Origin of the sequence: Pseudonocardia sp. WMMC193, assembly GCF_021728735.1 — a bacterium.
Classification (GTDB): domain Bacteria; phylum Actinomycetota; class Actinomycetes; order Mycobacteriales; family Pseudonocardiaceae; genus Pseudonocardia; species Pseudonocardia oroxyli.
Genome location: NZ_JAKKDO010000003.1, coordinates 4,597,329 through 4,621,786 on the forward strand (window position 1 = coordinate 4,597,329; position 24,458 = coordinate 4,621,786).

Consider the following 24,458-nt stretch of genomic DNA (forward strand, 5'->3'; position numbering starts at 1 on the left):
GCTCTGGCACCACTTACCACTCACAGGCGCCGGAGGCGCGGATCAGGTGAGGTTGCGGCGTTCGAGGAGGTTGCGGATCTGCGGGTCGCGGCCCCGGAAGGCGCGGTAGGCGTCCATGGCGTCGACCGCACCGCCGCGGGAGAGCAGGGTGCGGCGGAAGTGGTCGCCGTTCTCGCGGCGCAGGCCGCCGTTCTCGGCGAACCAGGCCACGGTGTCGGCGTCCAGCACCTCGGACCAGATGTAGGAGTAGTAGCCCGCCGAGTAGCCGCCCGCGAAGACGTGGTTGAAGTAGGTGCTGCGGTAGCGCGGCGGGATCAGCGGGTGGGCGATCCCGGCCTTGCGCAGGGCCTCGGCCTCGAAGGCCTCGACGTCCGTCACCGTGTCGTCGACCGTGATCGTGTGCCACGCCTGGTCCAGCAGCGCCGCGGCCAGGTACTCGGTGGTCCGGTAGCCCTCGCCGAACGTGCGGCTGGCCAGCAGCTTCTCCAGCAGCTCGGCCGGGAGGGGCTCCCCGGTGAGATGGTGGCGCGCGTACCGGGCCAGGATCTCCGGGCGCGCCAGCCACATCTCGTTGACCTGCGACGGGAACTCGACGAAGTCCCGCGGCACGGACGTGCCCGAGAACGTCGGGTAGCGGACGGCGGAGAACAGCCCGTGCAGCGCGTGCCCGAACTCGTGGAACAGGGTGCGGACCTCGTCGATCGTGAGCAGCGTGGGCTCGCCCTCGGCGGGCTTGGTGATGTTGAGCGTGTTCATCACGACGGGCTTCTCGTCGAGCAGGAACGACTGCCCCACCAGCGCGTTCATCCACGCCCCGCCGCGCTTGGACTCCCGCGCGTAGTAGTCGCCGCCGAACAGGCCCAGCGGCGTGCCGTCGACGTCGAACACCTCCCAGAAGCGGACGTCCGGGTGGTAGCCGACGAGATCGTGGCGCGGGTGCAGCTGGATGCCGTAGAGCTGCTCGGCCGCGTGGAACACCCCGTGCTGCAGCACCGACTCCAGCTCCAGGTAGGGCCGCAGCAGGGCGGCGTCGACCTCGAAGCGCTCGCGGCGGACCTGCTCCGCGGCGAACGTCCAGTCCCACGGCTCGAGCGCGCCGATCTCGTTCGCCTCGGAGTCGGCGTTGCGCATCGCGGGCGGGGCGAGGTCGGCGAGCATCGAGGCGACGGCGTCCACCGTGCCCGCCGTCGCGTCCTCGATGACGTAGTCGGCGTGGGTCGGGTAGCCGAGCAGCCGGGCCCGCTCGGCGCGCAGGGCGGTGATCTCGAGGACGACGTCTCGCGTGTCGTGCTCCCCACCCAGGCCGCGGTGGATCGAGGCCTCGAACACCTGTCGTCGCAGCTCGCGGTCGGTGAGCGACTCCAGGACGGGCTGCCCGGTCGGGAGCACCAGGGTCAGCAGGAACCCGCCCTCGTGCCCGCGGGAGGTCGCCGCCGCCGCGGCGGCGGAGATCGCGCCGGGCGACATCCCGTCGAGCTTCGCCACGTCGTGGACGTGCACCGCCGCCGCGTTCGCGCCCGCGAGCAGCCGGGCCGAGAACGTGGTCGAGAGGCGGGACAGCTGGGCGTTCAGCGCCTTGAGCCGCTCCTTCTCCGCGTCGCCGAGCTCGGCGCCCGCTCGGACGGCGTCGGTGAGGTAGCGCTGCGCCAGCCGCGCCGACTCGGGGTCGAGCGCCTCGTCCTGCACCGCACGGATCCGCGCGAACAGCCGCGGGTCCAGCGCGATGTCGTCCGCGTGCGCGGCCAGCAGCGGCGCGACGACCGACCGCACCTCCTCGATCCGCGGCGTGGTGTCCGCGCCCGCGCGGGTGAAGAACACCCGCGACACCCGGTCGAGGATCCGCCCGGAGCGCTCGAGCGCCTCGATCGTGTTCGCGAAGGTGGGCTCACCCGCCGCGACGATCGCCTCGATCTCGGCGCGCTGCTCGGCCATTCCCGCCTCGAACGCCGGCAGGTAGTGCTCGTCGCGGATCGCGGCGAAGTCGGGGAGGCCGTACGGGAGCACGCTCGGCACGAGGAACGGGTTCGTCACGGCTTCACCGTAGCTCTACCGATCCCGGGTCCGCCGTGATCCGCTAGCGTCGCCGAACGGCACGAAAGGGACATCGGGTGACGGAAGACTTCGGGCCGTACCGGCTGGACGAGCTGGTCGGACGCGGGGGCATGGGCGAGGTCTGGCGCGCCTACGACACCCGCCGCAAGCGCGTCGTCGCGCTGAAGCGGCTCGGCCCCGAGCAGTCCGGCAACGCCGAGTTCGAGGCCCGCTTCCGCCGCGAGTGCGAGCTCGCCGCGCGGCTCCACGCCCCCACCGTGATCCCCATCCACGACTACGGCGAGATCGACGGCCGGCTGTTCCTGGACATGCGGTTCGTGCAGGGCGAGGACCTCGCGGCCCGGCTGCGCCACGGCCCCCTGGCGCCCGCGGCCGCCGTCCGGGTCGTGGAGCAGCTCGCCGCCGCCCTCGACGCGGCGCACGCCGCCGGGCTCGTGCACCGGGACGTCAAGCCCTCGAACGCGCTGCTCACCGAGGGTGACTTCGTGTACCTCGTGGACTTCGGCATCGTCCGGTCACTGGCCTCGGACACCGTCTTGACCACGGCGAACGGCGTGGTGGGCACGGTGGGGTATCTCGCCCCGGAACGCATCCTCGGCGCCGGTGAGGATCACCGCTCGGACGTCTACTCCCTCGCCTGCGTGCTGCACGAGTGCCTCACCGGCGAGCGGCCCTACACCGCCACCACGGCGGCGGCGGTCCTCGCCGCCCACGTCCACGCCCCCGTCCCGCGGCCGAGCGCGGCGAACCCGCGGCTGCGCCCGTTCGACGCCGTGGTCGCGGCCGGGATGGCGAAGGACCCGGCGGACCGCCCGCCGTCGGCCGGGGCGTTCGCCCGGCTCGCGGCGCAGGCGCTGCGGGGGCACGTCCCGCACACCGAGGTGGGGCTGCGGCGACCGGACCGGACTCTGCGCGGCGGACCGGACACGGTCGTCCCGCTCGCCGGAGTGCGCCCGCCCGGACCGCCGTGGGGCGGCGGGGCGGGGCCCCCCGGTTTCCCCGGCGTCGTCCCCCACGGCGGCTCGAACCCGCCGGTCGCCACCCGGCCGCGGCACTCTCGGCTCCCCTGGTTCGCCGGACTCGCCCTCCTCCTGGTCGCGGGCCTGGCCACGACCCTGCTCGTGGCCCGGCCCTGGGCCTCGACAGGCGGTGCGGAGCCGATCGCCGTCCCCACGATCGGGCCGCCCACCGCCGCCCCGGAGCCAACCCTGCCGCGGCTGCTGTCGCGCGTGGCGCTCGGCGGCGACCCGCGCTCGCTCGTCGTCGACGGCACCGAGGCGTACGTGGTCACCGTGCCGCAGCGCTACACCGACCAGCTCGTGATCGTCGACCTGCCCAGCGGGACGGCGAGCCCGCCGTACACGGTCTCCGAAGCGGGCGGGGGCGTCGGTGTGGACGACCTCGGGCAGATGTGGGTGCCCCGCTGCGCCCCCGGCGGCGGCGTGTGCGGCCTGGACCTCATCGAACGCGAGGGCAAGGTGATCGCGGGCGCCCCGATCGACCGCGTGCCCACGAACATGGTCCTCGAACGGAGGACCGGCCTCGCCCACGTCGTCCAGCTGGGGCCGGGCGGCCTGAGCTCGGTCGTCACCGTGGACACCACCAGGGACGCGGTGATCGGCGGCCCGTACCCGCTCGGTCGGGGCAACGCCACCCTGTCGCTGTCCCCGGACGGGGACACCCTCGCCTTCGCCGACGGCGCCTCCGTGGTCTCGCTGCTGGACGCCCGCTCCGGCCGGGCCACCGGCGCGATCACCGCGGGCGAGGGCTCGACCCACACCGCCTTCTCCCCCGACGGGAGCCGCCTCTACGTCAGTTCCGGCCTCTCCGGCTCGGTCACGGCGGTGGACCTCGACGCGGCGACGACCGAGGCGCGGCCGACGGCCCTGCAGACCGGACTGGCAGGCCTCGCGGTCTCCCCCGACGGCACCCGCCTCTACGTCGCCGACACCGACCACGGCGTCGTGCACGTCCTCGATGCGGCGTCCATGCAGGTCATCGGCGCGGTGAACGTCGGCGGCGCCCCCACCGAGATCGCCGCCGCAGGTGACCGGATCCACGTCCTCGACACCGCCGGGGACGCACTCCTGACCCTCGGCTGACTCGTGAGCGGCACTAGTCGCTCCAGCGACTAGTGCCGCTCACGGGGTGGTGGGGGTGCTGGACGAACGCTTGACCGGTTCTCGTGGGCGTGGGTACAACCGAGGCCCGCCGCACGTCCTGGAGGCCTCGTGACCCTGCTCGTCGCCAACCGGGGCGAGATCGCCGTCCGGCTCGTCCGGGCCGCCCGGGAGCGGGGACTGCGGACCGTCGCCGTGTACGCCGCGGAGGACGCGGCGACACCACACGTCACGCTGGCCGACGAGGCGCACGAGATCCCCGGGTACCTGGACCAGGACGCGCTGGTCGAGGTGGCGCGGCGCGCGGGCGCCGACCTCATCCATCCGGGCTACGGCTTCCTCAGCGAGAACGCCGCGTTCGCGCGGCGCTGCGCGGCGGAGGGTCTGACCTTCGTCGGCCCCCGCCCCGAGCTGCTGGACCTGTTCGGGGACAAGGTCCGCGCCCGCGCCGCGGCGTCCGACGCCGGCGTCCCGGTGCTCCCCGGCACACTCGGCCCCACCTCCCTGGCGGAGGCCGCGGCGTTCCTGGCCGAGCACGGCGCCATGATGGTCAAGGGGCTGTCCGGCGGCGGCGGACGCGGCATGCGTGAGGTCACCGACCCCGCCGACCTGGCGGAGGCGTACGCCCGCTGCCGGTCCGAGGCCGACATCGGCGAGGTGTACGTCGAGCGACTGCTCGGGGCGGCCCGGCACGTCGAGGTGCAGATCGTCGGAGACGGCACGCGGGTGCACCACCTCGGCGAACGGGACTGCTCGATCCAGCGCCGCCACCAGAAGCTGATCGAGATCGCGCCCGCGCCGTTCCTCGATCCCGCCGTGCGACGGCGGCTCCACGAGCACGCGGTCCGGATCGGCGAGCACGTCGGCTACGAGAGCCTCGGCACCGTCGAGTTCCTCGTCGAGGGCGACGACGTCTGGTTCCTCGAGCTCAATCCCCGCCTGCAGGTCGAGCACACCGTGACCGAGGAGGTCACGGGGGTCGACCTCGTCGACACGCAGATCCGGCTCGCACAGGGCGGTCCGCTGCCTGCGGTCGACCCCGCGCCGCGGGGGTTCGCGATCCAGGCCAGGGTCAACACCGAGGAGCTCGACGCGGACGGCACCCCCCGACCCCGCGCGGGCCTGCTCACCGCGTTCGACCCGCCCGCGGGCCCGCACGTCCGCGTGGACACCTACGGCTACGCGGGCCTGCGCACCAGCCCGCGCTTCGACTCCCTGCTCGCCAAGGTGATCGCGCGCGGCGCCACCTTCCCGGAGGCGGCCCGGCGGGTCGACGCCGCATTGGCCGAGTTCCGGATCGAGGGCCCGGCCACCACCATCCCGTTCCTGCGCGCGGTCCTGACCCACCCGGACTTCACCGGCGGCCCGGCGGACACGGGGTTCGTGGCGGCACACCTCGCCGAGCTGCGGAGCACCACGCTCCCCGGACGGTTCCCCGCGACCTCTCCGGCACCGGAGGTCGCGACCGCGCCGCCCGACGGGGTCACCGCGCCGATGGACGGGGTGCTCCTCGAGTACGCCGTGGAGCCCGGCGCGCGGATCCGGCGCGGCGAGCGGCTGCTGGTCATCGAGGCGATGAAGATGGAGTTCACCGTCCGCGCCGAGACCGCCGGAACGGTGGGCACCCTGCTCGCCGAGGTCGGGGCCGTCGTCGAGGAGGGGGCGCCGCTGCTGGTGCTGGAGCCCGCCGAGGCGGACGAGGTCGCTTCGGCCCCCGAGATCGCCGCGGACGAGGGCTGGGCCCGGGAGGCCGAGGAGGTCCACACCCGCCGCGCCCTGGCCCGCGAGATGGGCGGCCCGGCCAAGGTCGCCCGCCAGCACGAGACGGGCAGGCTGACCGTCCGCGAGCGGATCGACGCGTTGGTGGACAAGGGGTCCTTCTCCGAGATCGCCCCGCTCACCGGCTTCGCGACCTACTCCGAGGACAACGAGCTCACCGCGCTGCTCCCGGTCAACTTCGTGTCCGGCACGGCGCGGATCGACGGACGCCGCGCGGTCGTCGGCGCGGACGACTTCACCATCCGCGGCAGCTCCGGGGACGCCGCGATCTGGCAGAAGCAGGTCTTCACCGAGGAGTACGCGGGGGCCATGCGGCTGCCCGTGGTCCGGCTGCTCGACGGCGCGAGCGGCGGCGGCAGCGTGGTCACCGCGCAGCGCAACGGCTACCACTACCTGCCGGTCAATCCCGGGTGGGACGCGGTCGTCGAGAACATGTCGCTGGTCCCGGTCGTGTCCGCCTGCCTCGGCCCGACGGTGGGGCTCGGCGCCGCCCGCCTTGCCATGTCGCACCTGGCACTGATGGTCGAGGGCATCGGGCAGGTGTTCACCGCGGGGCCGCCGGTGGTGCAGGGCAGCTCGGGCGAAGACCTGACGAAGGAACAGCTCGGCGGCGCGGCGGTGCACCGGGACAACGGCCTGGTGGAGCGGTTCGTCCGCACCGAGTCCGAGGCGTTCGGGGTGATCCGCGGCTTCCTGTCCTACCTGCCGTCGAGCGTGTTCGAGGTGCCGCCCGTGGTGCCGACCGAGGACCCGGCGGACCGCGCGGACGAGGGCCTGCTGCACGCGGTGCCCCGCAACCCGCGCGAGCCCTACGCGGTGGACGCGCTGCTGGAGGCGGTCTTCGACCGGGGCTCGGTCTTCCGCTACGCCGAGTACGGCGGGGCGACGGTCACCGCGCTGGCCAGGCTCGACGGTCACCCCGTCGGCGTGGTGGCCACCGACCCGACCCGCGGCGTGACGATCTCCGCGGAGGGCGCGCAGGCGATCACCCGGCTGGTCGATCTCTGCGAGACCTTCCATCTGCCGCTGGTCAGCCTCACCGACCAGGGCGGCGCGTCGATCGGCTCCGGCGCCGAGCGCAAGGCCACCATCCGCTTCGGCGTGCGGGCCATCGCGGCCGTCTACCAGGCGCGGATCCCGCAGGCCGAGATCATCGTGCGGCGGGTGTTCGGCGTCGGCGGCGCCGGGATCGTCAACCGGCACCGGGCGAACCGGACGTGGGCCTGGCCCTCGGCGACCTGGGGCTCGCTGCCGGCGAAGGGCGGTGTCGAGGCCGCGTTCCGGGCGCAGCTGGCGGGCGTGGCGGACCGGGCCGCGGAGATCGCCAGGATCGAGCGGGAGCTGGAGACGCTGGCGTCCCCGTTCCGGACCGTCGAGCGGTTCGGCGTGCAGGACCTGATCGACCCGCGGGAGAGCCGGGCCGTGCTGTGCGAGTGGGTCCGGGACGCCTACCGCCTGCTGCCCGAGCAGCTCGGCCGCCCGGCCTTCGGCACCCGCCCCTGAGCCCCCGTGAGCAGCGATGGTCGCCCTGGCGACCATCGCCGCTCACGAGGAGAGCAGGGCGGCGGCGCGTTCGCCGACCATGACCGCGGTGGCGGCGGGGCCGCGGCGGGGGACGACGGGCAGCACGCTCGTGTCCGCGACCCGCAGGCCCTCGACGCCCAGGACGCGCAGCTCGGGGTCCACCACCCGGCCGAGGGCGGCGCTGCCGCAGAGGTGCACCGACGTCGTCAGGACCTCCTTGATCCAGCCGTCGAGGCGGCGGTCGACGCCCAGGGTCGCGCCGTCCGGCCCCTCGCGGTGCAGGCCCGCCACCCGCAGCAGGTCCGCGGCGATCCGGACGGCGGCGCGCAGCCGTCGGCGGTCGGCCTCGGTGCGCAGGTAGCGGTAGTCCAGCCGCGGCGGCGCGAGCGGATCGGCGGAGGTGATCGTCAGGGACCCGCGGCTCTCCGGGCGCTGCAGCGCGCACATGAGGTGGACGGGACCGTCGGTGGTGAAGGGCCGGGCGAACAGCAGGATCTCCAGGTCGCCCGCGGGGTCCGAGCCGGAGTCGAGGTGCAGCGCCGCCTGTCCGGCGACGGCGTCGGGGTGCGGTGGCGCGCCCGGCCACCGGAAGGGTAGATAGACGCTCGGATGATCGGACCACCCCTGCCCCACCGGCAGCTCCGCCCGCTGCGGCACGCCCGCCGCCCGCAGCACCTCGGAGGGCCCGATCCCGCTGTGCAGCAACAGGTGCGGCGAGCCGACCGCCCCCGCACACAGCACCACCTCGCCCGCGGCGACGATCCCCGCGGTCGTCTCGACGCCGACCGCCCGCCCCCGCTCGACGACCACGCGCAGGGCCCGCACGTCCGTCCGCACGTCCAGCCCGGCCCGTGGGGCGGCCCCCCACGGCGGCGGGAGGTAGGCCGTCGCGGTGCTGATCCGGACGCCGTCGGCGGCGTTGCTCGGGATCAGGCCCGCGCCCGGGGGGCCGCCCGCGTTCTTGTCGGGCTCCGCCGGATAGCCGAGCGCTCCGCACGCCCGCAGGAACTCCGGGGTGACCGGAGCGAGCAGGTCACCCGCGGGCCTGCGCAGGCGCAACGGACCCTCGCCGTAGCCGAAGTCCAGGTCTCGCGCGGTGTAGAACGGCGCGACGTCCGCCGCGGCCCAGCCCGGCACCGCCCAGTCCGCGAAGTCCTGGGGCACGGCCCGCACGAAGTACGCGCCGTTGATCGCCCCGGAGCCGCCGACGACCCGCCCGCGCGGCACCGCGACGACCCGATCGCGCACCAGCTCCGCCGAGTACGCCCAGTTCAGCGGGTGCCCCGGCGCCGTCGCGGCCAGGGACGCCACCGAGGTCACGTCCGGCAGGGTGGACGCGGGCCCCGCCTCGAGCAGGCACACCGAGCGATCCCCGCGCGCCGCCAGCCGCCCGGCCAGCGCACATCCGGCGGACCCGGCCCCCACCACCACGACGTCGACCATCGCGGTCGAGCATGCCGGCCCGACCCGCCTGGGTCAGAGCATCTCCAGTGGGGTCGGACGCCGGGCCGGCGGGAACGCGCTGTCGAGGGCGGCGAGGTCCTCGGTCGTCAGCCGGAGGTCCAGGGCGGCGGCGTTCTCCCGCACGTGCTCGGGATCGCCCGAGCGCGGGATCGCCATGACACCGTCCGTGCGCAGGACCCAGGCGAGGGCGACCTGCGCGGGTGTCGCGCCGTGTCGGCGGGCGATCGCGGCGAGGGTGGGCTCGTGGAGCAGCCGGCCCTGCTCCACCGGCGAGTAGGCCATCAGCGGGACGCGGTGGCGCCGCAGCCAGGGGGCCAGGTCGTACTCCGGACCGCGCCGAGTGAGGTTGTAGAGGACCTGGTCCGTACACACGGCGGCCCCGCCCGGCACGTCCCTCAGCTCGGTCATGTCGTCGACGTCGAAGTTGCTCACCCCCCAGTAGCGGATCGCCCCCGCCTCGAGCAGCTCGGAGAACCCCGCCAGGGTGTCCGCGAGCGGGACCGACCCCCGCCAGTGCAGCAGGTAGAGGTCGATCCGGTCCGTGCCGAGCCGGGCGAGGCTCTCCCGGCACGCTCGGACCGTGCCCGCCGCGGTGGCGTGGCCGGGCAGCACCTTGTCCACGAGGAACACCTCGTCCCGCCGGCCCGCGATCGCCTCGCCGACCAGGACCTCCGACGCGCCCCGCCCGTACATCTCGGCGGTGTCGACGACGGTCAGGCCCAGGTCGAGCCCGGTGCGCAGCGCGGCGATCTCCGCGGCCCGCCGCGCCGGGTCCTCCCCGAGGTACCAGGTGCCCTGGCCCAGCGCGGCGATGCGCTCGCCCGACGGCAGCGCCACCGTGCGGGCGCCCGTGCTCGTGGTCATCTCCACCTCCGGTCGTCGACGCGGTCCCACCCATCATGGCGCGGGCCCCGGACACCCGCCTCCACCTCCCGGGCCCCACACGCCGCCGCGGCTTCGCCCCGCGGGGCCGGGGCACTGCCCGCGCCGGGGTCGCCCGAAGCGATGCGTGACGCCCCCGGTCCGGCCCGGTAGGTTCCCGTAGTGAATCCCTGATCACCTCACGACGGCGTGAGCACGTGGCGCGCGGTCCGGCTGAGGAGGACCGCCATGAACATCGCCACGCTCCTGCGCCGCAGCGCGGCGGCCCACCGGGCCGAGGTCGCACTCCGGCTGGACGACGTCGAGATCGACTACGCCGGGTACGCCGACCGCGGGGCCCGCTTCGCGACCTACCTGCGGGACGCCGGGGTGACGCCGGGCGAGCGGGTGGGGTTCTTCCTGCCCAACTGCCTCGAGTACCTGATCGGCCTGCTCGGGACCTGGCAGGCGGGCGCGGTCGGCGTCCCGCTCAACCACATGTTCCCCGACGCACCGCTGCGCCACGCCGTGCTGGACTCGGGGGTGCGGGTGCTCGTGGTGCTCCCCACCGACCGCGACCGGGTCGCGGCGGTGCTGGGGGACGAGGGCCCCGACCTGCTCACGACCGCCGAGCTCGCCGACGCCCTGGCGGCCCGCGAGCCCGCCGCGCAGGTCGTGCCCCGCCTGGACCGCGAGGACGCCTGCATCATGTACACCTCGGGCTCCACCGGGGTCCCGAAGGGGGTGCGCCAGACCCACCGCAACCTCGTCGCCGAGGCGGAGGGCGCGATCGGTCGCTACGAACTGACCGGCGCCGACCACGTGCTGAACTGCATGCCGCTGTTCCACGTCGGCGGGCTGCAGCTGGCGAGCCTGCCACTGCTGCTGCTCGGAGGGCAGATCACCTTCATGCCGCGCTGGGACGTCACACGCTGGCTCGAACTCGCCCAGCGGCTGCGCCCGACCTTCGGCGGCCTGATCTCCACGATGATGATCGACGTCGGCAACCGGACGGTGCAGGCCCCGGTGGTCCTGGACTCCTTCCGGATCTGCATGTTCGGCGGCTCCCGCACGCCCACCGCCGCGATCGACCGGCTCGAGGCGGGGACCGGGATCAAGGGCGTGGAGATCTACGGCCAGACCGAGCAGAACGGCCTCGTCGTGACCTACGGCCCCGGACAGCAGCGGCGACCGGACTCGATGGGCACCCCGCTGGAGCAGATCGTCCGGACCCGGCTCGTGCCGGTCGACGGGGGCCCGGACCTGCGACCGGGGGACGACGGCGTCGGCGAACTGTGGGTGCAGGGAGACGCCGTGACACCCGGCTACTGGAACATCGACGTGCCCGAGAAGTGGTCCGAGGACGGCTGGTTCCGCACCGGCGACCTCATGTCCCAGGACGCCGACGGCTACCTCTACTACGTCGACCGGATCGACGACATGATCGTCTCCGGTGGGGAGAACGTGTTCCCGCAGATGGTGGAGGAGCACCTCGCGAACCACCCCGACCTCGCCGAGGTCGCGGTGATCGGGACGGCCCACGAGCGCTGGGTGGAACAGGTGACGGCCGTGGTGGTGCCCAACAAGGACGGCGTCACCGTGGAACAGATCGCCACCTGGTGCGCCGCCAACCCCGACCTGCGGGGCATGCACAACCCGAAGCGCATCGAGATCGTGGACGCCCTCCCCCGCACCGGGAGCGGCAAGCTCAACCGCCCCGAACTGCGCACGCTGTTCCCCTGACCCGGGAGGGCGGGTGTCACGCGTCGGGCCGGGTGCTGCTTGGGCGTCCCAAGCGTCGCTCAGCGGTGCTTGGGCGTCCCAAGCGTCACCGGCCGGGCGAATGCTGCTTGGGCGTCCCAAGCGTCGCTCAGCGGTGCTTGGGCGTCCCGAGCGTCACCGTGCGAGCCGCGCCTCGCCGGATGCGAGGATGCGGACGTGACCGACCGTGCGCAGGACCTCGCCGCCTTCGTCACCGCGTCGCCGACGCCCTACCACGCGGTCGCGGAGGGGGTCCGCCGGTTGCGGGCCGCGGGCTTCACCGAGCAGGTCGAGTCGGCGGAGTTCGACCCCACCCCGGGCGGGCGCTACCTGGTCCGGGACGGGACGCTGCTCGCCTGGCGCCAGGGCGCCGCCCCGAGCCCCCTGCGGATCTTCGCCGCGCACACCGACTCGCCCACGCTGAAGGTCAAGCCGCGCCCGGACACCGGGGCGGGCGGCTGGCGCCAGGTCGGCGTGGAGATCTACGGCGGCGCGCTGTGGAACTCCTGGCTGGACCGCGACCTCGGGCTGGCGGGCAGGCTCGCGCTCTACGACGGCAGCCTCGTCCCGGTCCTCGTCGACCGCCCGCTGCTGCGGGTCCCCCAGCTCGCGATCCACCTGGACCGCCAGGTCAACCAGGGTCTCGAGCTCGACGCCCAGCGCCACATGCTCCCGATCTGGGGCCTCGGCGCCGCCCGCGAGGGCGACCTGGTCGAGTTCCTCGCGGCCGAGGTCGGCGTCGACCCGGGCGAGGTGGCCGCCCACGATCTCGTCGTCTTCGACCTCACCCCGCCCGCCCGGCTGGGTCGGGACCAGGAGCTGCTCGCCTGCCCCCGCCTGGACAACCTGGCCTCCGTGCACGCCGGCCTCGACGCGCTGACCGGCGCGGACGCCGACGGGACGACCCCGGTGTTCGTCGGCTTCGACCACGAGGAGATCGGCTCCGGTTCCGCGACCGGCGCCGCCGGCCCGCTGCTGGAGACGCTGCTGACCCATCTCGCAGGCGGTTTCGACGTCCGTGACCGGATCTTCGCGGGGTCGCGGTGCCTGTCCGTGGACGTCACGCACGCGGCGCACCCCAACTACCTGGAGCGCCACGACCCGGACCACCGCAGCGTCCCCAACGGCGGGCCCACCCTCAAGGTCAACGCCAACCAGCGCTACGCCACCGACGCCCCCGGTGCCGCCGCCTGGCAGCGCGCCTGCCGCGCCGCCGGCGTCCCCACGCAGGTGTTCGTGGGGAAGAACACCGTCCCCTGCGGCACCACGGTCGGCCCGATCACGGCCACCCGGCTGGGGATCCGCACCGTGGACGTCGGGATCCCCGTGTTGTCGATGCACTCCGCCCGCGAGCTGTGCGGGGTGGACGACCCGGCGCACCTCGCCGCGGCGGGGAGGGCGTTCCTCGCCGACCCGACCTGACGGCGACGATCGGGCCCGCATGGGCGATACGGTCCAATCCATGGACGACGTCTGCTTCGCGACCGCCCGCGAGATGGCCGCCGCCCTGCGCGCGGGGGAGATCTCGGCGCGCGAGCTGACCCGGGCCCACCTCGACCGGATCGAGGCGGCCAATCCGCGGGTCAACGCCGTCGTCACGCTGACCGCCGAGCGGGCGCTGGCCGAGGCGGCGGCCGCCGACGCCCGGTTCGCCGCGGGCGAGGACCTCCCGCCGCTGCACGGGATCCCCATCGCGCACAAGGACACCCACGCCACGGCGGGCATCCGGACCACGAAGGGCTCGCCGATCCTGGCCGACCACGTCCCGGACACCGACGAGCTGGTGATCGAGCGGCTCAAGCGCGCCGGGGCGATCACGCTGGGGAAGACGAACGTGCCCGAGTTCGCTGCCGGGTCGCACACGTTCAACCCCGTCTTCGGCGTGACCCGCAACCCCTACGCGCCCGACCGCAGCGCCGGGGGCAGCTCGGGGGGCGCCGCCGCAGCGCTGGCGACCGGCATGCACCCGCTGGCCGACGGCAGCGACATGGGCGGGTCGCTGCGCAACCCCGCGTCGTTCTGCAACGTCGTGGGCCTGCGGCCCGCCCCGGGGCGGGTACCGAACTGGCCGGACGAGGCCGCCTACTCCACGATGAGCGTGCGCGGTCCCATGGCGCGCACCGTCTCCGACGTCGCGTTGCTGCTGTCGGTCATGGCGGGGCCGGACCCGCGCAGCCCCATCGCGATCGACGCCCCGGGCACGCTGTTCGACGTCCCCCTGGAGCGCGACCTGCGCGGCCTGCGGGTGGCCTGGTCCCCCGACCTCGGCGGCACGATCCCCGTCGACGCCGCGGTCACCGCCGTCCTCGAACGACAGGTCCACACGTTCACCGAGCTGGGCGCCGTCGTCGAGCGGGCGGACCCCGATCTGCGGGGTGCCGACGAGGTCTTCCGTACCCTGCGCGCCTGGTACTTCGCCCTGTCGATGGGCTCGCTGCTCACCCGGCACCGGGACCGGATGAAGGCCACGCTGGTCGGCAACATCGAGGAGGGACGGCGGCTGTCCGGGGGTGACGTGGCCCGCGCCGAGATCCTGCACTCCGCTCTCTACCAGCGCATGCGCGTGTTCTTCGAGACCTACGACCTGCTCGCGCTGCCGGTGTCGCAGGTCCCCCCGTTCCCCGTCGAGATGGAGTACCCGACGGAGATCGCCGGCGTCGCGCAGGGGTCCTACATCGACTGGATGCGCTCGGCGTACCTGATCTCGGCGTTCGGGCACCCGGCGCTGTCGGTGCCCGCGGGGTTCACCCCGGACGGGCTGCCGATCGGCCTGCAGCTCGTCGGACGACACCGCGGCGAGCTCGCGCTGCTCCAGGCGGCCTACGGCTTCGAGCAGGCGACCCGATTCGGGGAGCGCAGGCCCATACTCGCGCCATGAGATTCCGGACGACCGTCGAGCTCGGGGGCAAGACCGCCACCGGCCTCGAGATCCCGGCCGCCGTGCTGGCGGAGCTCGGGTCCGCGAAGCGCCCCGCGGTGACCGTGACGATCGGCGACCACACCTACCGGACCACGGTCGGCGTCATGGGCGGCCGCGCACTGGTGCCGCTCAGCGCCGAGCACCGCGCGGCGGCGGGGGTGGCCGCCGGGGACGAGGTGGAGGTCGACATCGCCCTGGACACCGCGCCGCGGACCGTCGAGGTCCCGAGCGACCTCGCGGCCGTGCTGGCGGCCGAGGGTCTGCGCGAACGGTTCGACGCCCTGGCCTTCAGCCACCGCAAGGAGCACGTCCGGGCGGTCGTGGACGCCAAGACGGAGACGACCCGCCAGCGCCGGATCGGCAGGGTGCTCGACGCGATTCGACCCCCGGCGCCCTGAGGAGGGCGCCGGGGACCGAGGGCACGCGTCGGCTCCCCCCGACGCGTAGGTCCTTGAGCCGCACCAGCATGACCCCCACCTGGAGCCGGCACCAGGTGGCAGAACTGCGTACTCAGGATTGTGGAGACGACCGCACCTACGGGACGTCCTGCACCATCAGCGCCGCGACCGCGTCGGCCGCCTTGAGGGCCGAGCCGGTCAGGACCGCGACCACCCGGTCGTCCTCCCGCAGCGAGCCGCGACGCCGGAAGGCCCGGAGCGCGGGGAGCACCTGTGCGCTGGTCGGCTCGGCGTAGAGGCCGGTGCGGGCGAGCTCGAGGGTGGCGGGGCCGATCGCCCCCTCCGGCACGGCGACCATGTCCCCGCCCGTCGCGCGCACGGCGTCGAGCACCTCGGCCGCCCGGACGGGGCGGGCGATCGCCGTGCCCTCGGCGATCGTGGGCAGCGGGTCGCGGTGCGGCTGCGCGTGGAACTCCCGGACGAGCGGGGCGCAGTGTTCGGGCTGGGCGACGAGCAGCCGCGGCGCGCGCGGGATCGCCCCGGCGGCGACCAGCTCGTCGAAACCCGTGCGGCAGCCGAGGACCAGGCTGCCCGCGCCGCACGGGAGGAGCACGGCGTCCGGCGCGGTGAACCCGAGGTCCTCCCAGATCTCGTAGGCCAGCAGCTTGGTGCCCTGGAGGAAGAAGGGGTGCCAGTTGTGGCTGGCGTAGCGGGTCGTCGCGGCGCGCCGGACGGCCTCGTCCGCGGTGGCCTGCCGGTCGCCCGGCACCAGCTCGACGGTCGCGCCGTGCGCGCGGCTCTGCTGGATCTTGGCCGGGGAGGTCGACGCCGGGGCGAGGATCGTCGCTGTGATCCCCGCCGCGGCGGCGTAGGCGGCCACCGACGAGCCGCCGTTGCCGCTGGAGTCCTCCAGGATCGCGTCGACGCCCTGGGCCTTGAGCACCGAGACCATGATCGTGCTGCCGCGGTCCTTGAAGCTGCCCGTGGGGTTGAACCACTCCGGTTTGAGGTGGACCGGCAGGCCGTCGAACTCCCTGGTCAGCAGCGGTGTGCAGCCCTCACCCAGGGACACCGGGGGGACCGCGAGCGGCAGCGCCGCGGCGTAGCGCCACTGGGACCGGACGCTCGTGTCGACCTGCTCGCGGGTGAGGCCGGGCCCCGGCTCCACGGCCAGCGGCGAACCGTCCTCGCCACGCCACCGCGGGGTGTCCAGCGGGTAGCGATGGCCCGTCCGGTCGGTCAGCACGAGACCATCGTGCCGGGGTCGGTGGCGCAACGGACACCCGACCACATATCTTCTACAGCGGAGAGAAGGAGGGTTCGATGGCCGAGCACGGGTCCGGTGGCAAGAACGCGAAGGGTGCAGCCCTCGTCGCAGTGGTGATCGGGGCTGTCCTGCTCGCCTACCTGCTCTACGTCTTCACCGGGATCGAGGCGCCGCTGGGCGCCGACCTGACCGAGATCATCGTCGGACTCGTCGCTTTCGCGGCCGTGTTCGTCCTGCTCTCCCGCATGATCCTGCCGAAGTTCGAGCAGATCTACGCCGAGCGCGCCGACCGGATCGAGGGTGGGCTCGCCCGCGCCGAGGAGGCCCGGGCCGAGGCCGCGCGGCTCACCGAGCAGTACCAGTCCCAGGTCGCCGAGGCCCGCGCCGAGGCCGCCTCGATCCGGGACGCGGCCCGCGCCGAGGGCGCCGAGGTGCGTGCCGAGCTCCGTGCGGCCGCCGAGCAGGACGCCGCGAGCATCCGTGCCGCCGCCGCCGAGCAGATCGCCGCGCAGCGTGCCGCCGCCGAGCAAAGCCTGCGCGGGGACGTCGGGACCCTCTCCACCCAGCTGGCCGAGAAGGTCCTGGGCAGCTCGCTCTCCGCCACCTCCGGCTCGTCGGTCCAGGGCTACCTGGCCGAGCTCGACGGCGCCCGCCGCAACTGAGCCCGCGAACCAGCCCGCACCGCACGGTGCGGGCTTTTTCGTGCCCGCTGTCTATTGACTTTCGATAGGTATCGCTCGACAGTCGATACATGACTCCCGTCGTGATCCGCGCGTTGCGCGTGGTGCTCGTCGCCCTGGGCCTCGCCGCGCTGGCCGCCCAGGTGCTTCTCGTCGTCGTGCCGCTGACCCAGCTCACCCGGCCGGTCGACGGGCTCGACGTGGTCTTCATGGTGGCTCCCGTGCTCGCCCTGCTCTGCCTGGAGCTGGGGCTCGTCGCGCTGTGGGTGCTCCTGACCCGGGTGGAGTGGGAGGTCATCTTCGACGAGTCCGCGGACCGGTGGGTGTGGGTGATCGCGGCCTCGGGTCTGCTCGCCGCCCTGCTCGTGGCCGGGATGGCCGCGCTCGTCGGCGAGCTGGACGACGCGCCCGGCCTGATCCTCGTCGGCGGCGGGATCGGCCTGCTGGGTGTGGCGTTCGCGCTGCTCATGACCGTGATGCTGGGGCTGCTCCGCACCGCGACCGGGCTGCGCCGCGAGCTCGAGGCGGTGGTCTAGTGGCGATCGTCGTCGACATCGACGTCCTGCTCGCCCGGCGCCGCATGTCCGTCGCCGAGTTCGCCGACGCCGTCGGGATCACCCCGGCCAACGTCGCGGTGCTCAAGAACGGCCGCGCCAAGGCAGTGCGCTTCTCCACCCTCGACGCCGTCTGCCGCGTCCTGGACTGCCAACCCGGCGAGGTGCTGCGCTGGGTCCCGGACGAGGCGGAGGTCCACGTGTGAGCCTCGCTGCCGGCGATGTGCACGCTCAGGCACGAGAGTCGCCGGCGCGGGCGCCGGGTTGACCACTAGGAGCCCGAACGCAGAGCCCGGCGTTCGATTCGGTCCGGGTGTATGCGGTAGACGAAGGGGCCGTCCCGCCGGCAGGCCCGTTCGATCGCAGGCAGGTTCGAGACGAAGCGCGCGACCACCTCGGCTTCACCATGCGCCGCGGCGTCCCGCCTCCACTGGACGTCGATCACCTGCTCGTCCTCGGCTATCCCGTATCGCTCGGCGACCGTCACGAGTTCGATGCCTGCCCGACGCAAACCGGCGGGCACGATCTTCCTGCCGACGCTGCGGTCGAGGAAGAACCGCGGAAAGCCCTCAGGCGGCGGTTGCGGTGTGGACACGGAGGGCGTCGACGAGTTGGTCTTCCGGCACTCCGAAGTCTGCGCTGAGGTCTGCCAACGACTCACCCGCCTTGAACCTGCGGAGGACGATCTCCACGCGTACGGCGCCCTTGGCGAAGATGGGGATCCCGTAGGACCGCTCTGGATCGACGACCACGTCGGCGGAGCCGTACTGAGGCAGATGGATCACGCGGGCGTACCTGTCGTCGGCGAAATCGATCCTGCGGAGGTAGGAGTCGACGACCTCGCGGAACACGAGTTGGTCGTTGCGCGCCACGACCAGGCTCCGGGCCGACCGGGCCTCGGGCGTGTCCCCCTCGCTCTCCGCGTAGTCGTAGAGCACCTCCGCACCGTCGGTGTACAGCGATCGCGACGCGAGGACGTGGTCCATCCCGAGCTGCTCCTGGAGCCGCTCGAGGGCGGGGCGAATGCGTTGGAGGGGGACGCCGGCCTTGCGGAACGCGGAGAGGACGTAGCCTTCCGCGAGTCCGATGAACGGGATCGTCGGCCCGCTGTCGTCGCGCGGGATCGACGTGATGACAGGCGCACCGGTCACGGGTGCCCGCCCGACGGGCCGGTGCTCGTACCCACGAGCCCATGTGGTGAAGGTGCTCCTCGAGACGTTGATGTGTCGCGCCGCATCGGTCACGGAGTACAGCGGGACTGCGAAGCGACGATCTGCTTCGACGGCTGCGGTCACGCCGGCAGTCTGGCACGACGAGGCCCCGCCGACCCCCGGATTGGATCAGCTGCAGGCGCGCTGCTGCAGTCGTTGCTGTCGTGGCGCTGAGGCCACCCGGCTCCGACGCCTCACCCGTCCGCCCGGCCTGGCGGAAGCGGAGGGATTCGAACCCCCGACCCTGTTAAGGGCTCTCGCTTTCAAGGTGTGCTGAGCCGCTGGTCACGCTGGGTTTCGGCTGCTCAGCCGTTCATCGGGGTACGGGCTCGGACCGCCTGAGCGGACCGGGTTGCGGCACGGGTTGCTGTCAGTTGCTGTCTGCTGGCGTGGCCCCGCCACGCCCTCACACTGCCCTCCGAGCGCCGTCCCGTCGACCTGGCGCAGCCCGACCGCCCGTCCGCTCGTGGGCGGCCCTCGACCCCGCCGCCGGCCGACCTACGGCAGCTCCGCCCACGAGCGGACGGGTGGTAGCCCTCGGGGAGGTCGTCGGGACGGCGCGGGCCGCCATCCTGTTGATCTGCCCGCCCGGCGAGGGCGTTGATCTCAAGCCCAGAACCTTCCCTCAGCGGCGATAGTCACCGCTGACTCCATATCCACATGCATGATTAAGTGTCAGCACTCAACTCGGCGAAGATCGAGCGATCCTTGCCGACCTCTATAGTTGTAGTATCGCCCCGATACAATCTCACTCGACCTATCAATCGTCAACTCCGCCGTGCCGTCATGATCATTCATGTCGGCATCGGCGAATCCCGCCCTTACAGCGTTTCGATAAGCGTACGTAATTCGAGCAACATCATGCCCTACATTGACTATGCTCGCCGAAAACGAGATAGACTCCGATGTCGCCGGAGACACTACTCGAAACCGAACCACTATCCGAGTCCACGTTTGCTCAATTACGAGTTCGACCGGAAGCGTCGTGCCGTTATAGCTTGAACACAGGGAACCCTCATAGCAACCCGAAGCATCGGGAGTCTCGATAAGGCCTAACCTTCGCAGGATTGCCCATCTCCAAGCGAAACGATCCAGCAGGCCATATAGGATCCCAAAAGCTGCTGCGACGGCTGGCGAACTGATGAGCCAGGCTGGACCCAGACCGACCGCATCGAAGATCGCGTTGGTCCCTATGGCAACAAGCACCGCGAGGAAGCCCAGTATCCCCAACACTTTAAGCCGGTTGCCACCGTCAGCATACGCATGCAATTACGGCACACCGTTCCACAGTGCTTCGATCACACGCTTGGCTGTGTACTCGTTATGCTGACCGGGATCATCCTTAAAGAGGTGATGAACCATATCGCACGACATAAAGCTTGCCGCAAGTTCCGGGGCATCCCGCTGGTTCATCCAATAGAGAACCGTTCTAAGCCGTGAGAGGTCGTCTGCAACGAACATCTCGTCGGGGACATTGAAAGTCATACACTCAAGAAGGTATCCGGGTGCATCCTTCTTCCCAATCAGGCGAGCGTCAACCAGCTGCCTACGCAACCGTTTCATCTGGCGAACAGTCGGCTTGTAGAACTCCCCGCAGCGCTCGTTCTTTCGAGCGCCATTCTTGATGTGCTCCTTTGGGTAATTGGTGATACGCGGTCCACTCAGGGGTTTAATGGAGATGCCCTCGATGTAGTCGCCGTATCCATACTGGCCGAAGTTAGTGAATAGCCTATGTTGCTGACAGGGAACCACGTCGGCATCAACATAGCCGTCACGTTTATCCACTTTCAGACACTTATTGCGAGCATGGACTCGTCCGAACCCATAGTAGTCGCGCAATGCTCTTTCGACATCACGCCTCAAATCATCAACAAACACTGTAGCCGGAATACTTGATGACTCATATCGGTCGCGCTCTTGCACGGACAGTCTAGACGAATCCGGCATGTACGAGTCCCGCATCATAACGACAACGTCGACATCCGAGTCGCCGCGCGTATTTGTGTGGTTCGCGTACGAACCTTGCAGGAAGACATCAACATCATACGAGCGAAAAATCCCGCCGCGCTCAAGGGCGGTGCGGACAGACTGGTAAGTCGCCTGTGCGGCAGCCTGAGCCCCAGGCGTCGTCCAACTTCTGACTTCAGCCGTCGTCGCCACTTCAACCCCCGGACCAATCGGAACCCCCGAGTCGGAGACAACACTGGCCCGACAATCAGACGATAGTCAGGAAAGTTGCATCCAGTAACCTCAACTTCGAGCCGGTCGCCCGGCAGCGGGCAGCTGGGGTTAAACGGACTGTTCGAGCCCACCTGCGGACGAGCGGATAGGCTATTTGGCCCTGACAAGTTCAAACTAACGGCGGCCTAGCTGCCTGTCCAGGGACGCGACCACTTCGAGGTCGGCTTCGACGGCATCAGGCTCACGATCGTCGATCTCAGCAACGACAGCGGCCCGGTCAAGGTCGTCAGCAAGACCCCTGCACTCTAACCGAATGACCCTTTCTTCTATACGGGCATGATCGTCCGAACGGCTAGTGCGTAATGGCGCGACCTCCGCCAAGATCTGAGAGACCGAGAGTCAGGTCATCTGCGGCATCGACACTACGACCTACAAGGGCCACGCCTTCACTGCCAGATCTGCTAGCTCCCTGGCTCTAGTCGAAGCCGACGCAAAGGTCCATTCGCCAAGATCCCCCACCTCGCGCGTGAGCATAAAGGCAGATTTGGTGTAAGTCGCACGCTTTTCGTCATAGGGCTTGTCGTCAAGCCCATTGTTGAGGGTACGCTCAAGCAGAGTAAGGTTCTGTAGCTTTTCTTTCATGCCAAGGAAATCTCCATAGTCCTGGTCGCTCGCAAACTTTGCCCGCTTCATCGACTTCGGGAATATGTGCTCGACCGTGACGCTCTTACTACTCCAGTCTGGCATGGCGTCGGCTTGATCCTCGTCGCGTAAGATTCGCTGGCGCTCCAATCGAGCTAACAAGTACTTCGCACGAGTCGTCGTTATCGCACCGTACTCGATAAACTGTTGTCTAAATTGCTCGTCGTTTGGCACAAGATCGGTCATGTAACCGCGCACGTCCTGTGCCGTCTTTGCGCTCCCCGAAGCTACAGCTGTCGCCGCAGCACAAAATGCACCCTCCGATTCGCCTCCGCCAATCTTCCCAGCAATCCATGCACGAACGGACCAGCCGGCTACTACATCGACGAATCGTGTGGCCTCTGTATGGGTCCAGTTATCAAAAGCCGCCAAGAGCAGAGGCATGCTCGACTCGAAACCAAATCGACGGAACGCAAGCAGCGAGTCCTTCACCTCCACAGCCTGCGAGGACCAGCTAGCGTCATCCGGCTCTCGCAGCGCAACGTACCGACTCAGAGACCGTTCGAGCCCCTCCATGTAGCGACGGACAGCCGCCGAACCCCGACCGATGTCTGACTGCAGAGCCTTGTACAGGCCCCGGTTCGTCACGCGCCCGCGCCGCGACATGTATTCATAGCGCAAGAACTTTACAATGTCGTCGGCTTTATCGAAGTGGCCAGTAATGCGGGTCCATACAGATTCTGCGTGGGCGATCCCACTATCTCCCGCTTCGCTAAAGAGGTAATTCTTCAGGAGGTCAGCAGTAGTGAGGTCCGCACCGCGGTCATTAAGCGTCTCAAAGATGACGTATGCCTCTGCGATGTTGACGGCCACGGCCAACAGAACCTGTACGTCCTCCTCAAGATACTTGACTAGATCGATCAGCTTCTTGTAATCGTCTTCAGCAGGCGCCAAGCCCGCGACATTGGCTTTGAACTTCAGATATGTCTGGTAGACGAGACTCTTGACGTTTTCGGGACTGCGAGACTCAAGAAGAGCAGCAAACACAACATGATCATCAGGGCTGAGGATGAGCTTGGCGATTGTCTCCTCCTCGGTCAATACATAGTTCGAGAGATAGTCAGACTCGACGCCTTGAGACAGCTTCTCCTTGCCGAGCTCGGCGAGTCGATCACGGATCGCAATAAAGAGAATTGCAGTAGTCGTGATTCGCTGCTGTCCATCAATGATTAGTGCCCGCTTGGGATCATCGCTATCGCGAGTCAGAACGACGGTACCCATGAAGTATGAGTGACCGGATGTGCGAGCGCGCTGGATATCAGCCCAGAACTCAGCTACATGCTCGTCCTGCCAGGAGTACCTGCGCTGGAAGCGAGGGATCTTCAGCAGTCGATCTGAGAGCAGGTGCCCAAGCCGGTCGTGGTTGAACTGGGTTGGATCAGCCATGCGAGTGAGGCTAGCGGTAGGACGGTCACTCTGGGCGAGCGACTGGTTGCCCGCGGGGACCGGCCGGAGGCCGCAGCCCCGCGGGGACAGCGCCGCAGGCGCGCTTGAACAAGTAGAGAAAGTCTGAACCCCGCGGCCTGACGGCGTGCGTGACCGGCAGTTAGAGAAGGCGGTCCGTGAAGCCGCGGGCGGCGAGCAGGGTCATGGCGTCGCGGATTTCGGCGGGCATGGGTTCGGGTGCTGCGTGGCCCCGGGCGGCGTAGACCTCGATGCGTTGGGTGTCGCCGACGAGCATGGAGATCACGCGGTGCTCGTCGCCGATGCTGGCGATGTAGTCGCGCAGGCTCATCTGGGCGCCGGCGGTGACGGGCTCGACCTCGGGCCAGAGTTTGCGGCAGGTGGCTCGGGCCCGGCGCTGCTGGTAGGGCCGGCTGATGAGGGTCACCGTGTGCACCTGGCGGCCGGTGGCGGCGAGGAGGTCGCGGGTGAAGGTGATGTTCTCGCCGGTGTTGGTGGCCTGGTCCTCGACGAGGATGGCATCGGCGGGGACGCCCAGCTCGATGGCGTGTTCGCGGTAGTGCACGGCCTCGCCGCGGGGGAACCGGTCGACCGTTGTCGGGGCGTTGGCACCGGTGAACACGATCAGCGGGAACAGGCCGCGGTGGTAGAGCTCGGCGGTGGTGGTGGCGACGGAGAGGTCGTGGCTGCCGAGTCCGATGCCGACGTCGGTCCGGGTGTCGGTGCCGGTGTCGAGGCGGTGGTAGTTCCACAGGACCTCGACGGCGTGGGCGATCTCGGGATCGTCGAGGGCGGAGCTGGTGCGGGGCATGGCTCAGTTGGGGATCTGGAAGGTGTAGGTCCAGGCGAACCGGCTGGCGGCGTGGACTCCGCGGGCGAACTCGACGCAGCGGCCGTCGGCGGTGAAGGTTAGGCGTTCCAGGATCATCACCGGCTCCCCCGCGGGCAGTTCGAGGGTCTCGATCTCGTCGGGGGTGGGCATGCGTGAGTGGATGGTCTCGGTCATCCGCTCGGGCTCCATGCCCTTCGAGGTGAGAACGCCGAATCCCCCGCCACCAGGGATGGGCCCGGGCGTGGGGTCGACGATCGGGGTGCCCTCGACGTCCTCGGGCCGGTAGTAGCTGGCGAGGGTGTGGGTGGGCTGCCCGTCGTCTTTGACCAGGCGGGCGCGTTCGTAGACCTCGGCGCCGGGCTCGACGTCAAGGGCTTTGGCGATGGCATCGTCGGCCGGGACCTTGGCGACGGTCTGAGTCTGGTCGCCGGGCTTCCACGGCACACCGGACGCCTCACGGTCGGCCGAGAAGCCGATGATCCCGGCCTTCCAACGGCTCTTGGCGTACCGCTCGGTCCCGAGCCGGCGCATCGGCGGCCGCGCCCGCACCACGGTGCCGCGACGGCGGATCGGGGTCACCAGGCCCTCGGACTCCAGGAGTGCCACGGCCTTGCGCACGGTGTGGATGTTGACGTCGTGGCGTGCGGCGATCTCGTCCTGCTTGGGCAGGGTCGAGCCCGGCAGGTATTCCCCCGCCTCGATCGCCGCCCGCAGCGCGTCGGCGACGTCCCGGTAGCCGCTCGCCACC

The 24,458-nt window shown here is 70.9% G+C and carries 20 protein-coding genes; 9 read left to right on the forward strand and 11 right to left on the reverse strand.

The window, feature by feature from the left end:
- Positions 1–42: 42 nt before the first annotated feature.
- Positions 43–2,031, reverse strand: a complete 1,989-nt coding sequence (locus L3X23_RS23805) for a M3 family metallopeptidase (protein ID WP_237194654.1) — start codon at positions 2,029–2,031, stop codon at positions 43–45.
- Between the two features lie 77 nt (positions 2,032–2,108).
- Between L3X23_RS23805 and L3X23_RS23810 the strand changes: the two genes are divergently transcribed.
- The gene (locus tag L3X23_RS23810; RefSeq protein WP_237194656.1) at positions 2,109–4,154 is read left to right on the forward strand and encodes a serine/threonine-protein kinase; all 2,046 of its coding nucleotides are present in this window, start codon (positions 2,109–2,111) and stop codon (positions 4,152–4,154) included.
- Positions 4,155–4,283: 129 nt separating this feature from the next.
- Positions 4,284–7,454 carry a carboxyl transferase domain-containing protein gene (locus L3X23_RS23815; RefSeq protein ID WP_237194657.1) on the forward strand — a complete coding sequence of 1,057 codons (3,171 nt, stop codon included), beginning with the start codon at positions 4,284–4,286 and terminating at the stop codon, positions 7,452–7,454.
- A 42-nt stretch (positions 7,455–7,496) separates the two neighbouring features.
- Here the strand turns inward: L3X23_RS23815 and mftG are convergent, their stop codons facing one another.
- Together mftG and L3X23_RS23825 are read right to left on the reverse strand one after the other, a co-directional pair.
- Positions 7,497–8,918 (reverse strand): mycofactocin system GMC family oxidoreductase MftG, encoded by a 1,422-nt coding sequence (gene mftG / locus L3X23_RS23820; protein ID WP_237194658.1) that lies wholly within the window; start codon positions 8,916–8,918, stop codon positions 7,497–7,499.
- Positions 8,919–8,951: 33 nt separating this feature from the next.
- On the reverse strand, positions 8,952–9,803 hold the full coding sequence (locus L3X23_RS23825) for an aldo/keto reductase (protein WP_237194659.1): 852 nt from the start codon (positions 9,801–9,803) through the stop codon (positions 8,952–8,954).
- Positions 9,804–10,049: 246 nt separating this feature from the next.
- On the opposite strand from L3X23_RS23825, the gene L3X23_RS23830 reads away from it, so the two are divergent.
- The 4 genes from L3X23_RS23830 (at position 10,050) to L3X23_RS23845 (ending at position 14,879) form a co-directional block, all read left to right on the forward strand.
- Entirely contained in the window at positions 10,050–11,543 is a 1,494-nt protein-coding gene (locus L3X23_RS23830; protein WP_237194660.1) for a class I adenylate-forming enzyme family protein, read from the forward strand.
- 195 nt (positions 11,544–11,738) lie between these two features.
- Complete coding sequence (locus tag L3X23_RS23835) at positions 11,739–12,983, forward strand: M18 family aminopeptidase (RefSeq protein ID WP_237194661.1); 1,245 nt, start codon at positions 11,739–11,741, stop codon at positions 12,981–12,983.
- A gap of 40 nt (positions 12,984–13,023) precedes the next feature.
- On the forward strand, positions 13,024–14,439 hold the full coding sequence (locus L3X23_RS23840; RefSeq protein WP_237194662.1) for an amidase: 1,416 nt from the start codon (positions 13,024–13,026) through the stop codon (positions 14,437–14,439).
- Entirely contained in the window at positions 14,436–14,879 is a 444-nt protein-coding gene (locus L3X23_RS23845) for a YdeI/OmpD-associated family protein (protein ID WP_237194663.1), read from the forward strand. The genes L3X23_RS23840 and L3X23_RS23845 overlap by 4 nt, the downstream gene beginning before the upstream one ends.
- Before the next feature lie 136 nt (positions 14,880–15,015).
- On the opposite strand, the gene L3X23_RS23850 is transcribed toward L3X23_RS23845, so the two are convergent.
- Positions 15,016–16,125, reverse strand: coding sequence for a pyridoxal-phosphate dependent enzyme (locus L3X23_RS23850; protein WP_237194666.1), 1,110 nt, complete (start codon positions 16,123–16,125; stop codon positions 15,016–15,018).
- 77 nt (positions 16,126–16,202) lie between these two features.
- Between L3X23_RS23850 and L3X23_RS23855 the strand changes: the two genes are divergently transcribed.
- The 3 genes from L3X23_RS23855 (at position 16,203) to L3X23_RS23865 (ending at position 17,586) form a co-directional block, all read left to right on the forward strand.
- Entirely contained in the window at positions 16,203–16,808 is a 606-nt protein-coding gene (locus L3X23_RS23855) for a F0F1 ATP synthase subunit B (protein ID WP_093081206.1), read from the forward strand.
- An 89-nt stretch (positions 16,809–16,897) separates the two neighbouring features.
- Positions 16,898–17,362 (forward strand): DUF2975 domain-containing protein, encoded by a 465-nt coding sequence (locus L3X23_RS23860; protein WP_237194668.1) that lies wholly within the window; start codon positions 16,898–16,900, stop codon positions 17,360–17,362.
- Entirely contained in the window at positions 17,362–17,586 is a 225-nt protein-coding gene (locus tag L3X23_RS23865) for a helix-turn-helix transcriptional regulator (RefSeq protein WP_237194671.1), read from the forward strand. Before L3X23_RS23860 ends, L3X23_RS23865 begins: the two co-directional genes overlap by 1 nt.
- A 65-nt stretch (positions 17,587–17,651) precedes the next feature.
- On the opposite strand, the gene L3X23_RS23870 is transcribed toward L3X23_RS23865, so the two are convergent.
- The 7 genes from L3X23_RS23870 to L3X23_RS23895 all read right to left on the reverse strand — a co-directional run bounded on the left by L3X23_RS23870 (position 17,652) and on the right by L3X23_RS23895 (position 24,457).
- Positions 17,652–17,975, reverse strand: coding sequence for a hypothetical protein (locus L3X23_RS23870; protein ID WP_237194673.1), 324 nt, complete (start codon positions 17,973–17,975; stop codon positions 17,652–17,654).
- Positions 17,950–18,675, reverse strand: a complete 726-nt coding sequence (locus L3X23_RS36290; RefSeq protein WP_237194675.1) for a DUF433 domain-containing protein — start codon at positions 18,673–18,675, stop codon at positions 17,950–17,952. The genes L3X23_RS23870 and L3X23_RS36290 overlap by 26 nt, the downstream gene beginning before the upstream one ends.
- A 591-nt stretch (positions 18,676–19,266) precedes the next feature.
- Complete coding sequence (locus tag L3X23_RS36680) at positions 19,267–19,824, reverse strand: hypothetical protein (protein WP_374205005.1); 558 nt, start codon at positions 19,822–19,824, stop codon at positions 19,267–19,269.
- 36 nt (positions 19,825–19,860) lie between these two features.
- The gene (locus L3X23_RS23880) at positions 19,861–20,751 is read right to left on the reverse strand and encodes a nucleotidyltransferase (RefSeq protein ID WP_237194677.1); all 891 of its coding nucleotides are present in this window, start codon (positions 20,749–20,751) and stop codon (positions 19,861–19,863) included.
- A gap of 450 nt (positions 20,752–21,201) precedes the next feature.
- Positions 21,202–22,860, reverse strand: a complete 1,659-nt coding sequence (locus tag L3X23_RS23885) for a DUF262 domain-containing protein (protein WP_237194679.1) — start codon at positions 22,858–22,860, stop codon at positions 21,202–21,204.
- 160 nt (positions 22,861–23,020) lie between these two features.
- Positions 23,021–23,689 carry a YdcF family protein gene (locus tag L3X23_RS23890; RefSeq protein WP_237194681.1) on the reverse strand — a complete coding sequence of 223 codons (669 nt, stop codon included), beginning with the start codon at positions 23,687–23,689 and terminating at the stop codon, positions 23,021–23,023.
- Positions 23,690–23,692: 3 nt separating this feature from the next.
- Positions 23,693–24,457, reverse strand: a complete 765-nt coding sequence (locus tag L3X23_RS23895) for a GntR family transcriptional regulator (protein ID WP_237194683.1) — start codon at positions 24,455–24,457, stop codon at positions 23,693–23,695.
- Position 24,458: the final 1 nt, after the last annotated feature.